Source organism: Spiroplasma endosymbiont of Clivina fossor, from assembly GCF_964031115.1.
Lineage (GTDB): Bacteria > Bacillota_I > Bacilli_A > Mycoplasmatales > Nriv7 > Nriv7.
The window spans coordinates 1,012,523-1,027,539 of the sequence record NZ_OZ035006.1; the positions used below are offsets into that span (position 1 = coordinate 1,012,523).

20 protein-coding genes are annotated in these 15,017 nt (G+C 27.9%); all 20 read right to left on the reverse strand.

The window, feature by feature from the left end; all coding sequences use genetic code 4:
* A complete protein-coding gene (locus tag AAHM82_RS06085; RefSeq protein WP_215826579.1) occupies positions 1-249 on the reverse strand; it encodes a hypothetical protein in 249 nt (82 codons plus the stop codon).
* Positions 250-251: 2 nt separating this feature from the next.
* On the reverse strand, positions 252-536 hold the full coding sequence (locus AAHM82_RS06090; protein WP_338968625.1) for a hypothetical protein: 285 nt from the start codon (positions 534-536) through the stop codon (positions 252-254).
* A gap of 3 nt (positions 537-539) precedes the next feature.
* Positions 540-1,526, reverse strand: coding sequence for a hypothetical protein (locus AAHM82_RS06095; protein WP_342263734.1), 987 nt, complete (start codon positions 1,524-1,526; stop codon positions 540-542).
* A gap of 24 nt (positions 1,527-1,550) precedes the next feature.
* The gene (locus tag AAHM82_RS06100) at positions 1,551-1,883 is read right to left on the reverse strand and encodes a hypothetical protein (RefSeq protein WP_342263735.1); all 333 of its coding nucleotides are present in this window, start codon (positions 1,881-1,883) and stop codon (positions 1,551-1,553) included.
* A gap of 78 nt (positions 1,884-1,961) precedes the next feature.
* A complete protein-coding gene (locus AAHM82_RS06105) occupies positions 1,962-2,192 on the reverse strand; it encodes a hypothetical protein (protein ID WP_342263075.1) in 231 nt (76 codons plus the stop codon).
* A gap of 164 nt (positions 2,193-2,356) precedes the next feature.
* Complete coding sequence (locus AAHM82_RS06110) at positions 2,357-2,578, reverse strand: hypothetical protein (RefSeq protein ID WP_342263736.1); 222 nt, start codon at positions 2,576-2,578, stop codon at positions 2,357-2,359.
* Positions 2,579-2,580: 2 nt separating this feature from the next.
* Positions 2,581-2,907 (reverse strand): hypothetical protein, encoded by a 327-nt coding sequence (locus AAHM82_RS06115; protein WP_342263529.1) that lies wholly within the window; start codon positions 2,905-2,907, stop codon positions 2,581-2,583.
* Positions 2,908-3,395: 488 nt separating this feature from the next.
* Entirely contained in the window at positions 3,396-4,043 is a 648-nt protein-coding gene (locus AAHM82_RS06120; protein WP_342264838.1) for a hypothetical protein, read from the reverse strand.
* A gap of 876 nt (positions 4,044-4,919) precedes the next feature.
* Entirely contained in the window at positions 4,920-6,944 is a 2,025-nt protein-coding gene (locus tag AAHM82_RS06125) for a hypothetical protein (protein ID WP_342264839.1), read from the reverse strand.
* The gene (locus AAHM82_RS06130; protein WP_342264840.1) at positions 6,925-8,118 is read right to left on the reverse strand and encodes a hypothetical protein; all 1,194 of its coding nucleotides are present in this window, start codon (positions 8,116-8,118) and stop codon (positions 6,925-6,927) included. The genes AAHM82_RS06125 and AAHM82_RS06130 overlap by 20 nt, the downstream gene beginning before the upstream one ends.
* Before the next feature lie 195 nt (positions 8,119-8,313).
* Positions 8,314-8,706 (reverse strand): transposase family protein, encoded by a 393-nt coding sequence (locus tag AAHM82_RS13725; protein ID WP_342264845.1) that lies wholly within the window; start codon positions 8,704-8,706, stop codon positions 8,314-8,316.
* Positions 8,703-9,143, reverse strand: coding sequence for a transposase family protein (locus AAHM82_RS13730; protein WP_342263396.1), 441 nt, complete (start codon positions 9,141-9,143; stop codon positions 8,703-8,705). Before AAHM82_RS13730 ends, AAHM82_RS13725 begins: the two co-directional genes overlap by 4 nt.
* 114 nt (positions 9,144-9,257) lie before the next feature.
* Positions 9,258-9,398 carry a hypothetical protein gene (locus tag AAHM82_RS06140; RefSeq protein ID WP_342264841.1) on the reverse strand — a complete coding sequence of 47 codons (141 nt, stop codon included), beginning with the start codon at positions 9,396-9,398 and terminating at the stop codon, positions 9,258-9,260.
* Positions 9,391-9,663: a hypothetical protein gene (locus AAHM82_RS06145; protein ID WP_342264842.1), complete on the reverse strand. Its 273-nt coding sequence runs from the start codon at positions 9,661-9,663 to the stop codon at positions 9,391-9,393. Before AAHM82_RS06145 ends, AAHM82_RS06140 begins: the two co-directional genes overlap by 8 nt.
* An 18-nt stretch (positions 9,664-9,681) precedes the next feature.
* Positions 9,682-11,031 carry a hypothetical protein gene (locus AAHM82_RS06150; RefSeq protein ID WP_342264843.1) on the reverse strand — a complete coding sequence of 450 codons (1,350 nt, stop codon included), beginning with the start codon at positions 11,029-11,031 and terminating at the stop codon, positions 9,682-9,684.
* Between the two features lie 3 nt (positions 11,032-11,034).
* Entirely contained in the window at positions 11,035-12,681 is a 1,647-nt protein-coding gene (locus AAHM82_RS06155; RefSeq protein WP_342263330.1) for a hypothetical protein, read from the reverse strand.
* 58 nt (positions 12,682-12,739) lie between these two features.
* The gene (locus tag AAHM82_RS06160; protein ID WP_342263331.1) at positions 12,740-13,351 is read right to left on the reverse strand and encodes a hypothetical protein; all 612 of its coding nucleotides are present in this window, start codon (positions 13,349-13,351) and stop codon (positions 12,740-12,742) included.
* Between the two features lie 245 nt (positions 13,352-13,596).
* Positions 13,597-14,103, reverse strand: a complete 507-nt coding sequence (locus AAHM82_RS06165; protein ID WP_342263332.1) for a hypothetical protein — start codon at positions 14,101-14,103, stop codon at positions 13,597-13,599.
* 83 nt (positions 14,104-14,186) lie between these two features.
* The gene (locus AAHM82_RS06170; protein WP_342263333.1) at positions 14,187-14,552 is read right to left on the reverse strand and encodes a hypothetical protein; all 366 of its coding nucleotides are present in this window, start codon (positions 14,550-14,552) and stop codon (positions 14,187-14,189) included.
* Complete coding sequence (locus AAHM82_RS06175) at positions 14,530-14,973, reverse strand: hypothetical protein (protein ID WP_342263334.1); 444 nt, start codon at positions 14,971-14,973, stop codon at positions 14,530-14,532. Before AAHM82_RS06175 ends, AAHM82_RS06170 begins: the two co-directional genes overlap by 23 nt.
* Positions 14,974-15,017 lie beyond the last annotated feature (44 nt).

Consider the following 15,017-nt stretch of genomic DNA (forward strand, 5'->3'; position numbering starts at 1 on the left):
TTACCTACCTTTAATCACAATAAATAAAGCAATAAGTACACAAGTTACACCAAGAATGGTAAAAATTGGGTGTTGCGAAAATGTTCGTGCCATTGGTTTAAAAAGTTCTAAAATTGTTAAATTGCTAGTAATAAACTTTTGAAAATTCGCAAGGCCTTCGCTAATATAGTTTGTTAAAGTTTCAAAATGACTACCAGCTAATAATCCAAGAACGGTTATTAAGATAAAAATAATAATTAGTTTAAACATTGTTAGTTACCTTGTTTTGTTTTTATTGGTTTTATTTGTTTTTTAGCTTTTCCTCACGCACTTAAACGCCCCTTATTTTTAACCGCATATTGGCGTTGTCTTTCTAAATTAACTTGTTGACTACCAAAACCGAGAATAATTGCCATAAGAAATTCTACAGCAAGCGTTAAGAATAGAGGAAATATTAATTGAATATTCGTTCCCGGCACCTCTAAACTTCAAATTAAATCAAAAACTTTATAAAGCATTTGGGCGAGAAAGTCGGCCATTTTTGCGAGATTTGCCATTTTTTATTGTTCCTTTTCTTTCATTTTTCTTAAAAATTTGCTAAATTTATCCATTTTTAAGTATTCTAAGTCTTCTAAATCAATTGCCGTATCAGTATAGTATTTATCTTCATAATCAGGATTTACTTTTGAATTTAAGTAATCTCTTAAAAATGCTAGGTAAAAAGAATTGTAAGTGTTAAGTATTGGTAAAGGAATTTTTAGTTTAAAAAAATAAATATCAAGTTCAGGAATATCACGGTATTTAATACGGCGACCTTTTTTGCTATTTTTAGCATCAATTAAGGTGTTTCGTCAGCGTTCATATTCTTCAATGCTCGTAAAGGTGCCATAGACGACTTTCAAGTAGGGGCGAAAAATATTAACGGGTTTTTTGCGAATTCCCACAATTACATTATTGGCAATATCACGAACTTTAACTCAAATATGTTTATCTCTTTGACCGCTAGCGAGAACAATATGACCAAAATGTCGTGCTAGAGCGAAATACTCTTGGATACCGGTTTCTTCGTTTTTGGTATTATTTTTTTCTCAATCAGTTCCTTCTAAGAATAAATTGGTTTCATCTCACAAAAGTAAGGTTTTATCTGGTAATACCGGATAATCAAAGTCTAATAATCCCATATGTCCTAAACTTAATTTTTGGGTTTCTAGTAATGGAAAGGTTGAGGCGATGTGATATTTCTTCTTTTTTAGTAATTTTGATGCGTATACTAGAAAAGCAGTTTTGCCAGTCCCTAATGAACCAATCACAATATTTAATGGTGAGTTTTTTAAGAAATTAATAACTTTGTTAATTTGTGTTAAATTACCGATTTTAAAAAGGAAAATTAAAATGCAACCTGCTAAAAATAAATAGCTCACAATGTTTTTAAAATAACCGTTGTAAATATATCAAATTGCTCCTCAATGTCATAAAATTAAAAATGAGGTGCGATTCAATTCAATAAAATGGTTATTTTTTTCTATTATTCATTTGCAAAATTTCATCTTGCACCTCACTTTATTTTTTTGTTAGCGTACGGCTCCAAGTAATTTTTCAAACATTTTAAAGCAAATAAAGAATATTGCCAAAATAAATGGGAAAATGAAGATTCAGTAGTCAGCAAAGAAATTACCGACTTGTGGCATATTAACAGCAATAATTTCTCACATTTTAGTAAACGCTGTTATAATTGCGTTTCACAATTTAGTCATCGCGTCACTAGCTGTTATTTTTTCTACTGTTGCAGGTGCATCGGCCAAGAAAGTTCCAAACATATAATCACCCCCTTTCTTTTTAAAACATTCATCATTTATATTCAAAGTTTTTCTTAAATTTGTTAAAACCACGATTAACCTTAACACGATTGTATTTTTTCCTAATTAATTTTGAATTTCTTTGGGAATGCATCACAATGTAACTCTGCGACATTACTTTTGTCTCTATCTAAATACTGATATGGTTTTTCAAAGTAACATTAGAATAAATCACACCATAATCGCTGTTAGGAGTCAAAAAGCAATGTTTGCTATTAAAAGTCAAAGTGGTGCTTCGGTTAATTTAATTTCTTTACCACCAGTAATGTGGGCCGGAATAGTTGTAATTTGAATAAATAAATCTCAGAAAGTTTGTTTAATTTGTTCTCAATTAAATTCTTTTAAGTTTATTGTCATTTTTTATCTCCCAAAAATCATTTTTATTGGTAAATACATAATTGAAATTAATGCGAAAAGAAAAGTAATAATAATAATTAATCCGGCAATAAACGCAACCTGTGCAGGCATTTTTTCTATCGGAATAAACAGTTTTAAGAATTCCATAATAATTTCTCAAAACATTATTTTTTATTCTCATTATTTTCTTTTGAATTAGGAGCTTTAACTCATTCTTCAAAGCGGGCAATAAACACTTTTTCATCTTTTGTAAAATTACCAGTATTATTTTTAATGGCATTTTTATATTTAATTCTAATTTTTATTTTGGCATAAATTTTATAAGCAAAATATGCCCATAGCATTATGCAAATGATAATAAATATTATTCCAATCGCAATATTCATTTTTAAACTCCTTTAAAATAGTTATAATTTATATCTTTTTTGTTGTTTTCTTTTTCGGCAATGAAAAAACCTAATAATTCTTGTCCCTTAATTAATTTGGTTTCTTTTTCTTTTTGATTAATCGAAATTACTTGATATTTACTATCTTTTATTATTCCAATGCAAATTGAATTTTCGTATTTTCCTTTATAAACAAATCGCTTTGAAAACCAAATACCGATTTGTTCATTAAATCACGGAATTTTTGGTGCTTTAATAAGCATTGCGTTTTGAGTTTCTTTTAAAAGATATTTTTTAGTATTTAAGAAAATGTTTTCAATGTTTTTCATAATAAATTACCTTTCTTATGAATAAACTAAGTTTTATATTAACTAAGTTAGTTAACTTAGTTTTTTAAACACTTATATATCGCAGATTTAAGTGTTTAACAAGCTTTGTTAATAAATTTTGTTTTTTTAATTAGATAAAGATTTTAATAATTTTAAACTTAGTATATCCCTATATAGAAATTTCTACACTTTAATGTCCGCATCCTACCCTTGGAACTAATTTAATAGCGTGTATATTTTTAGGAAATCCACCCATTCATTTTTTTATTGCAAAACGAAACAAATTGCTATAGCTAATAGGATGTTATCTATTAACTGGTAAACTTCTTTTGGTTATGGCGACCACCCACAATTTATTGTGCTTTAATACATACCAACATTATTAACTCACTTGTATTTAATTTTTAAAGAACAAATTTTTAACATCTTATAAAATAAAAAGACAATCATTGCTGACTGTCTTAATACTTATTCAAATCTTTTCCTACCTAACAAAACTTTATGCGTCCTTCTATTTCTATTAAAAAATCAGGACTATCTAAAAATATTGTACTCCTTTGACGAAAATTAAATTTTTTGCTTTTATATTTACAACAATCCCCTCCTGTACATGTATAAGCGTGCTCATCTGAAAATTTATTATCACTTATTATTATAATTTTATCTTTACCTAATTTAGAGGTTAAATACCCTAATTCATAAATAACATTTATATTATTATAACTTGTATTTACAATTGCTAAATCTGCTTGATCCATTTCTTCTTCCAGTTGATTATCTTTTAAACCCGAATAAGGTTCTTCATCAATTCTTATTGTTCTTATTCTTTTCTTGTTAAACAAATACTTTTTTATAGAAAAGTAAATTTCATTATTACTTTCAATATATTCCATTGCAAAAAAACATTTTTTATTACTTAATAATGAAATAATTTGTTCAAAAATTTTTTGTATATTTTTATTATTTTTTGAAGTTATTTCCACCTTTCTACCTTTTTTGCCAGAATGCAATTTAATATATGCGTCTTCATGTGGCAAGTAAATTTGTTTTAAATATTCTCCGAAATTCTCTACATTATAATCTTTAAAATGTTCTAGTAAAAAAATATGTTCTATTTCTGTACAAATAATAGTCACATAAATCTCCTTTATTTTATTTAGCAACATTTAAAAAGTTATTATTTTAGAGTACCGACTTTTTGAATCTTTTTTGTTTTTTAACATCTACCGTTAAATCAATTCTAAACTTAAAATAAATGGGCCCTACGGCCACCCCTTTTCAGGACATAAGTATTTCAACTTATGAACTCTTTACAGTCATGACTATAAGTTATTTTCATTATAACTTTTTTTATGTTTAAAAGCAAGATTGAGTGAGTCTGGGAGGGTTGACTTTCACAAAATCTGCGTGTATAATCTAGTTGTTTATTAAATTAAAAAAATTACGGAAGTTCTTTCAATAAAGTCAGGGTCCCCAAGGTCCTGCTAAACGCGGACCCCTAACAGGTTGAAAAGCGGTGCCGAGATTTTTTGTAAGCTTAATAAAATTCTAGTATATTGACGCTTCGTTTGTGGAAGCAACCCGACCAGCCGATAATTATCAAAATTTTATATATTCTTTAAAATTACAAAAACAAAAAGAGACCTTTTTACAAGGTCTCTTTTTAGCCCCAATTAATTAAATTTATTTTTGGAGGATAATAAATGCAAAAAAAAAAATGAATTATTACAAGTAAGTATATTACTCACTTTAATAGTATTTACTTTTGTAGGAATAATTTTAGGAATAGTAGCTTATAGCAGAAGTAACAAATACTTTCTAAAATATAATGGAGAAACCGTTTACTGCAATAGCACTATATGAGCAACTAAAATTAATGAAGGAACTGATAGAGAAAATATAAGTTTAACTTGTGGATATAATAAACATGATAATTCATACAAAAAATGAGACGGAAAATATCCTAAAAACTATTTTATCATTTAAAAGGAGACTAATTAATTAGTCTCCTTTTAAATTTCTATTAACGAGTATGAACTAAGTTTATTATTAAATAAATTAACATCATTAAACTTAATGATATTATTACCACTTGTTATTATTTCAAAATTATATTTTCCAACTCCAAAAATAGATGATATTTCTAATCGCTTAAAATTTTTTAATTCTGATTTCAAAATAAATTTGCAAGTATTAGTATTATCAATACTATTAATCAATTCGTTTCACTCTAAATTACTTAATAAATCTTCTAAATCTTTGCCATATAAATTCATAACATTGTTTAAATTTGACTTATTTATAACTAGTCTTGTAAGATTTTTACCATAATTACCATCCGCAAGTTTTATATCCTTTGGTAACAAACTGGGAATATCGTTTGGTTCTAAACTGTTAACCAATGGTAGTCAGTTATATTGATTATCATTTAATTTAAATAATTGATTTTGTGAAATATCTTTGCTAATAAATTTTATTTCATTATTTTCAAAATTAAAATATTCTGATTTTAAAATAACTTCTACATCTTTGAATTTATAATACCCATCCTCTTTCACCGGAACTGAAATGAGCTCAAAATAATAAGGCAATAATAGTTTGTAATCATCATTTAAGCCCATATTTATTGACAATTCAGAAAGGATGTATTCAGAAAGCATCATAATAATTTGTTTAAATATTTGTACTGAAGGATGTTTTAATAATTTTGGATTTTCAAATTTTCAATCTTCAAATAAGTTTGTAATAACTGTTTCCGCTTTTTGCCCCATGAACTTATTTTCTCTTAATTTTGCAATATCATTTAGTGGAGTATTATCAGGATTATATGTTGCATATTTAAAATTTGTTCGGTAGTTATATGTATAATCTAACATATCTAACAAAATTCTTTGTAAGCTATCAATCCTAAATATTTCCTTAAATTCTAATTCCACTACATCATAATTTTTAGTTAAATTATATGAGGTAGAATCTAGACAATTTGGCTCAAGCCCACCAATAGCACCCGGTAGAGTGATTGTTTCATTTAAAATAATATTTTCTTTTAATAAATCCACGGGTAGGCAACCAACGGGTACACTCTGATATTTTTGTGTATTTCTAGTAATATGCATTGATGTTACTCTTGCATCAATAAAAACTTTTTTTCTTGATTCTGTTCCGCCACCAACCGTAATCAAATCTAAAGCACTTTTCTCATTAAAAAACAATTTTGCTTTTTCTCATGCTAAAACTTGACTAGACATTCATTGTTGCAATATTCTAACTTTTGGTTCAGTTTCAATCGGCATTGATAGCATTGGTAACATAACCTTGTCATTTTCTATAAATAATCGTGGATAACCCTCCACGCCGTTTACTTCCCCGATTAATTTAATATTTCCAAATAAAGCTTGCCGTGGAAATTTAATAGTAATTGCTTTAACCTTTGTATCTTCGGGCAATTGTTTTTGAATACGAACAATAATGGGATTAGAACCACGAACTTTAAAATCTTGCACCCGTACTAAAACTGTTTCCTTGGTTACCTTAATTGATTTTGGGGCATAGCGTTCGGTGTAAGAATTTATAATATACAATTCATCCAAATTATTTTCGTTTGCCGGTTCACCAATAGAAACAACATGAAGATTAAATTTGCCGTATAAACTTTCATCTTGAAAAATTATAGTCTTGGCATCGACCATAGTATATTCAACACTATTATCTTGAATATTAGTAGCATTGCGAGCATCTAATTCTAAATTAAAGTCACTAACTTCATAAGCAATCGTTTTTTTAACTTCTAACGGGTCAATAAAGCCAATTTTAACAACATTGGGAGAAAAGTATAAATTAGGTTTATTTGTGTTTTTAATCAGGTTATTTAAAGGGTAAATATATAATTCGCGTTTTCTTGTTTTGTTATAAATTGTATGCAAGTCAGGGTCTGATTGTTCGGTGTAATTTGCAAAGTCCAGTGGAGTATTATCAATTGCATAATCACGATATTTTGTTTCATTTTCTTGACTTGGTTTAGTCTTCCAATCCGCCATTTTCTTGTCCTTTCATATCAATATTATTAATTTCTTTACCAATTGTGGTCGTTACATTCAAATTGACTTTGATTGTCATTTTTTCAAGTTCTTTTGAAATAAAACTGTTACCATTCAAGTCGCGGTCAAATTTAAGTAGTAAGTAAATAAAGTTTGCATGGGCTTCTTCTCGTAATAATAATTTTTGCTCGAGCATATTGTTAGTTTGAATATTAACCGCAGAACTTTCTTGACGAGTTTGTTGAGCCCCTTTATGAATTGCAGGTACATGCATTCCAATCCGTTTATTAATCTCGGTCACATTTCAATCATATAAATAAGTTAATTCTTTTCCTCTAAATTGACCATTAATAGTAGAAAAGGGTATTGGATTTTGTGCTTGATCATAATTCATGACTAAAACATGATTTTTAATAAAATCATCAATAATCTTATTTACATTTTTTTGAACATTACCAACAAGTGAATTTGTATTAATAAGAAATCTTGTGGCGTTTAAAATCGCATCTAGAATGCTTTGTTCATAAAAAATATCTAAAGCTTTCAATTTATCTTCAACACCAGCGATGTCAGCACGCTCACTTGGTAAATTAGAAAAAATTGCAATTGGTATGTAATTAATTTCTAAAACTTGGTTAATATTTAATTTTTCATTATTGCGTTGTTTTTCAAAATCATTAACTTTTATTATTGTTTGCTCCAATTTTGAAGTGCCATTATTGTCAACAATTTTTTTAGTGCTTAGTTCATAAATTTCACGCGTAATTTTTACTTTGCTGTTTTCTAATTGGTAAGTTTCGTACATGCGTAAATTAAGATTATTTTTCTTATAGTCGTCGTAAAAAATTGTACATTGAATTAAATTTCCCAACACATCATATTCTCGCTCTGCTACTCGTATGGGTTGAAAGTTCATAATTCCTTGATTTAAAAAAATTAGAAATGCCGAAACACCAATATCGCTAGCTCGTTTCTCATTAATCCAGTTTTTACTTTGAAAATCATTTTTATAAAGTCATGCTATTATTTTTGGTGATAAATCTTGTTGACTAATATTAATTTCCAATTTCTTAGGAGTTAATGCATTAGCCATAGTGTCAGACACATACGATTTATAATAATCTTCATGACCAAAAGGGGCAAAACCATACATTCGCAAAATTGATTTTTCCATTTCGCGTTTTTTAACTAATACATTAGACTTCTTGCAAAATTAATATGATAATTATAATTTTTAAATTTAAAATAAATATAAAAGTGTTATTAAAATAATTTTTAGATTATTTTTACAAATATTTTGTCATTAAAACATAATAAAAATTATTATTTACAATAAAAAAAGACTGAAATTTTAAATTATCAAATATATTTAAACTAATAGTTGTAAATTATAAATTGAAGCTATTAAATTAAATCTTAAAGCAAATCTTTTTCTACGATTTCGATATTTTTCACTAATAATTTTAAATTTTTTAAGTATAGCAAAAACATTTTCAATAACAATTCTCATTTTTGAAATTCGCTCATTATTTTGCTTTTCTTCTTTATTTAAAGGGTTTTTCTTTGATTTTCTTTTAGGAATTAAAACATTATGATTAATTTTTTGTATGCCTTGATAACCTAAATCCACTAAAACAGTTGTTTCTGGTAAAAATTTAATTTTTGAATCTTTTAAAATTTTAAAGTCATGGTTTTTACCATAAGAAAAATCAGAACTAATAATTTTTTTACTATCTTTTTCAATTATAACTTGTGTTTTTATTGTGTGTTTTTTCTTTTTTCCTGAGTAGTGCTGTTTTTGTCTTTTTTTGGGCGTTGGATTTGGCTTTCAGTTACATCAATTATAACAGTCTTATCTTTGAAATAATCTTTTAATAGTGATTTTTGACCAGTAAGTTGTTGAAAATTAGGGTGTTTTATTAAAGTGTCTTCAATTCATTTGATATTTCTATAACAACTACTTTCACTAATATCATAACTTTTTGCAATATGAAAATAAGTTCTATATTCTCTTCAATATTCTAAAGTCATTAAAATACGATTTTCTAATGATAATTTATTGGTTCTTCCGCGACGAAATCTCTTTTTTAATTCTTCTATTTTTAAAATTTCTAGCATTTTATTAAAAGTAGTATGTTTAATACCAGTTAATCTTAAAAAATTTTTATCACTTATTTGATTATTTTTTTTAAATTTCATTTAAATTCCACCTTTTTATTAAAAACAACAATTCAATTATATTTTAAATTAATTTTGCAAGAAGTCTATTATCATCTTTGTCATTAAATCATTTTTTAGTAAACCGTAATGGCATTATTTACTCTCCAATTCTTTAACTTGTTTTTTTAAAATTTCAATTTTTTCAGAAATTAATTTTCCCAAAGGAACAAGTCCTAGAGTAATAAAGTTTAAAAAATAAATTAACATTTTCAATCAAAATAATTTTTTAGGCATTATTTTTAACTCCTCGTTTTGGTTTATTAATATTAATCTCGTTTTTATTAGCGTTATTATTTTTAATAGCAACAACCATATCAATCTTATTATTTATAATCATTAATTTGGTATCAATTTTATTTAACGCTTCTTTATTTTCTTGCTCCATTTTTTTCGCCTCCTTTTTTGTTTTTAAAGCCGAGATTATTCCCGTAATGCCAGCCGTTCCACCCAAACCGCCAATAATTGCTGTAAAAATACTTGCTACTGTTTCTGAATTCATATGATACTTTCTCCTCTCTTATTTAATTTTAGCCCCTAGGCCCACATAAATATGAGCTATTAAACTAGTATTTTGTGGGCGGGTTTCTAAAATATCAGTTTCATTTTTTTCTGTTTCGGCTGAAAAAAATAAATAAATTTCTTCCGGGACCTCTTTTGGTCAAGCATCCAAAATAAGTGAGGACTGCATAACAATATCAGAATCTTCCGGCGTGTGGGGCATTGTGCCCACATTTCACCCTGTTGTTGAAAAAAAATAATTTTTTTTTCATTTGAAAACAAAAGAAGAATTGGGTTTGTCTAATTTCGGAGCCACATAAATCGGATGAATGTGGTGACCGACATTGTCATTTTCTGCGTTTAAAGGATTGTCTTTTTTGTGTCGCACAAAATCGCCCTCGCGAAGGCTAGGCGTCACCAATTGACTGCCGTTGGCAAGAATGACGGTGTATGCCTTTTCTGAAAGTGGCAGTCAACCCTCTTCCAATTTTTTTAATTGAGAAAATCAAGCAATCGCTCCAATTAACGATTTTTGGATATTTTGAAAATTTTGAAAAATCAAATTTAGTTGCTTTTGTAATTTGGCAGAAAAATCAGCTGTTGTAGCGTGCGTATAATCGCCCTCTTGAGGATTAGGTTGTAAAGCATTTGGTGGTAAAGTGCCAATTTGTTTAGGGAAAGATACCGTTAAAGTTTCTGTTTCATGTTCATAATCAGAACTTGCATATTCCTCAATAACTAAATTAGTTACAGGCCCTCTAAGATTAGGATTTTGGGGGCATGTGTAATCCTGACAGCGACTTTGAAAAAATTTTAATTGTTTTTTTAATCGTTCATTTTTTTCTTTTTCTAATAACTTATCAACAACAAATTTACTGTAATACAAACCTAAATCAATCATATTGGCATCAACTGTATTTTCATCATTATAAGGAATTAAAAAATTTTTTAATTCTGTAAAATTAGCTAATGCTTTAACTCTTTGTGGAATCATATCTTGAGTATTATTTGCTAGAGTAGAGGCAATATAACTTGTACTAGAAGTATTCAAATTATTTGTTGCATCAACAAAAAATTCAACTGGAACTCTGTTAAACACTCAATGCTCAATCAAAATATAAATCATGTCTATAACGGTTTCTTTAATTTCATCAGGAAAAGTAGTAAATTCTCACTTATTAAAGATAAAGTCAAGATACATGTTGCAATCATTTTGAGCTCTTAAAGCGAAAGTTTTAAATCAATCATCAAAATTAGCAAAATTTAAATCTTTATATTTAGATGGTATAGCATCTAAGGTTCCAGTAAGTGGTTTGATAGTATGATAACCATTAATGGTTATATTTGGTCAAAGTTCTTTTAAGAGCATTTTTTATCACTTCCGATTTAGTTTTTTATTGATAGTAGTAATTTTTTTAATTATTTGTTTTTGGATCATATTTTTAGCATTAATTTTAAAATTAATATTTTTGTTTTTAACAAGTGGCCTAACAATGCGGTTTTTAACATTTCGTCAAACAATTCCCTTGCCCAAAACGCTATCAACGGCTCAATTAACATAGTTGTCTTTATTAAAAACTTGATTTAAATTTTCTTTAACTTTAAATAAATTTCCTTCTTTATAACGGTCATAAGTTATTTTTAAAAGCGGAGTTAAAACTCGATATAACTTTATGCTATTGATGTAAAATTCTTGAACATTTGCTGGTAAAAATGGCATTAAAGATAATATGTTACCTTTAGTTTTACCCCAACCAATTGATCAACCACTTTCATACATATAAAATTTAAAAGGACTAGATGCAGTTATTAACTGTTGTAATTTTAAGGGAGTAGTAATTATTGGTCCTATTGGTCGATATTCAGGATTTTGGTAGTAAATTGTAATCGCAATATCTGTTAGTATTCCTGTTGGTTTAACTTTGACTGCAAAAAAGACATCAGATATTAATGGCAATAAAGTACCATCGGTAATTATTTTCTTTTGCACTCTTGAAATAATGTTCTTAAAATTTGTATATTCTTGAATTTTGGTTTTAGTCTTTAATTCTATCTCTTTAATCGTTTTTCTTACAGGTTCAAACACTTTATTTAAACCTTTTTGAATTTGATATGCTGGCGACAATTTTTGTAATTTTTTTGATTTTTCCATAATTTTATTAAATCTTTTAAGAAATTGAGAACGAAAAACATTTTCTGCTCGTAAAGTATTTAGTGACAATAATGTACCTTGACGAATTCCTGATTTTTGCATTTGGGTAATTAAATTAAACCAGTTTTCCGTTGGCATTTTTGAAATTTCATTAATGTTTGTTCCGTAACGATTTAAAAATTGATTACCTCATTTTTCTTTAAATATCCTTGTTTTAGTTACAAGATTAGGATTAATTTTTCTTAGTAATGTTTCCATTTCCAAAAGTTGACCTAATGTTGTTACATTTGAACTTTTATAATTCTTAACAAATTGTTTTCTTGCCAAAAATCCTAAATGATTAAGCATGGTTTCTTTAGTTGGTTTTTTAGTATAGTCAAATCAAGTTTTATATTTGTCAAGAATAATTTTTTTATTATGAACCTGCGAAATAACCTGCTCTAAATTATTAGCCGTTGTTATTCCTAAGTGATTAATAATTTTATTTTCTTTCGCTAGATTAAAAAACTTTGTTGTTTTATAAGCTCTTGATATCTTACTAATTTCACCAATAGCTGGCGTTAAATTAAGTAAAGTGCTTATTGTATTACTTTGTTCTTTATAAATATCATAGACTTGATTAATTGTAAAATCAGTTACAACACGCACACTTGAAGCAATTAATTGGGATGTTAAATTTGATAATCCAGCACTTAGAGAAAATTTTAGCGACAGACCCGCAGTAAATTTTGCTAATAAAATACCAATGACTTGCACACCAACAAATTTTAATAATTCCAGTAAAAAATCATTTTCTTGTTTTTGAGGCAACCGCGTAGTTTTAATAACTCTCAACTGCAAAGCAGTTATATTAGTTCCAATGGGCATAATCTAAAAAAGGCTACCTAGCTATAGCCTAATTTCCTTTTTAATCATCTTTTTCACCTTAGTCTCCACCTGGGTCTGGTGTTGTTTTGTGATAATGAACCATTTTGGCTACAGCAACTTTACCAGTAAAAAATTCTCGTTCAGCAATATAAACTTGTCCCATATATTTTTCGTCTGTATACATACCTACATCCATAGGCAAATCAATACCTGTAAATGTCGCATATCCCAAAGTATTAACTCATATCATATTAACATTCTCGGGCAAGCGAGATTTAGGCACTTCAATAGTTATACAACCATTAACAACACCGACAACTCCGTTAACCATACCTAGCACGCCATCAGGAGAAGCGGTTACCAATTTCGCATAAGTAGCTTCGGTCACTACATCAGCCGTCGCGAGCAAGAAGCCACTTGTCCACTCATTTTCAGAATTGACAACAGCAATTCGCATTTTTGCCATTTCTTCAAGAATTGTGTTTTTAGTAATCGGTTTTGCGGTTGCAATTGCTGTACCACCAGCCACTAATTGTTCAGCATCGTATTTGTCATAAATTTCAGCCATTTGTTGACGAAGACGAATAATCTTACTTTCAATGAATTTGGGACCTACTGCTTTACTCTCTAAACGCCCTATGCGTTCTTGAATATCAATTACCTTGTCCAAGGTAGCTTCTATTTTTTTTCTCGTTGCATAGTTAGATTTGGAACCAGTATTTGGGTCTCATGTTTTATTAATAACTCCGTCCGTTGCAAGTGGAATAACTACCTTTTCACCGTATTCAAATTCGGTAAAAGCTATTTCATTTGCAAAAAGTTGGTGAATTAAACTTCCTGTTCGTGGAAATTCGGGTCTTCATTTGCTTGAAACCAATGTTCTTAATTGGTCAACATTAATAAAAAACGCCATTATTATTTATCTTCCTTTCTTTTAAACATTAACTCTTGAGGGGTTAAAGCATCTGATGAAAAAATTATTTCTTCTGAATTAGAAGGGTTAGTATTTTTATCATCAGTCTTATTTGGAACGCCTCCTGTGTCTAATGTGTGTTTAATTTTTGGCATCGTGGCCACAAAATTATTAATATCATTTTTAATTACTTCAATATCGTTTTCAAAATTAATTGAGTTTTTCACAAAATTAATAAATTGATTATCAATATTGGCATCTTGAATTAACTTATTAATTTCTTGTTCTTTTTTAAAAGTTAAATGTTCTTTTTCTTTGTCGGCAAGTTTTTTTAGTGCATCCGTTTCTCTTTGTAACAGATTTTTTGCTTTTTCCTGAAAATTAGCAGTATAGTCATTTTGCTCAGTGAAGCCACGATATAAATTTTTCACCTTAAAAGTTCCATCAGCATTTTTTTCGAGTTGTCCGTCTTCACCAATAAAGACGATTTTTTTATCTCTAATTTTCATTTGGTGTGTACTCCTTTTTCAAATAAAAAACTCATTTGATATTTTAATTATCTAATGAGTTTTTCTAATTATTGAGTTTTTAGCTATTTATTTTTTCTTTTTTTTCCAATTTTTTTAAATTTTTCAATCTCAATGCTAAAAAATGTTTTGTGGGTGGTCTTATTTGGATAATAACGATTGTGTAATTTTCCCTCAATTAAAATAATATCGTGTTCTTTTAATTTTAAGAATTCTTTTTGCAACTTTTCTTCATAAATAGAGAGCGTTGTGTAATTAAGACCCGCTCAACTAACTTGAACATTAACAACTTTAACAACAACACTACTAATAGCTATTTTTTGCTTAAATTCTGTGATTTTGGGAATATCTTTTAAAATAACTGTCAAATTTACAAAATTAACATAGTTAATTACTTCATTTTCTTTTTTAGTTTTTAGTGCTTTTAACATTTTGTTTTACCTCATTACCCAAAAAGTATTGAATATGCTTTCACGCATCGTGCTCGTGTTTGGTAAGTTTTAAGTTTCCTTTGTAAAAAAATCCTTTCTTTTTAGAAGGCTCTTGTCTAAGAAAGTGCCAATGATATTTAAACCTTAAAAGACTGCTTATTGCTCCAATAAGTTCTGAGGTTGCTAAAGGATTGGTAATCGTTCTACCTTTAGTTAAGAAAAAATTTTCAATAATAAACAATGGCTTAAAATTTTCTATTCTTTTAAAATTATCAAATAATTTTTTAATTTTAAAAATTGCTTGTTCAACGCTTTCAGAAATTATTGTTTCGTTAAATTCAATGCATGAATTTTCAAAATTCCAAAGAACAATACCAGTAGAACCGATTCCTGCGGGGTCAATACCAACTATATAATTCATAAACTAAATACTTACCTTATGACAACTACATTTTTTCGTTGAGT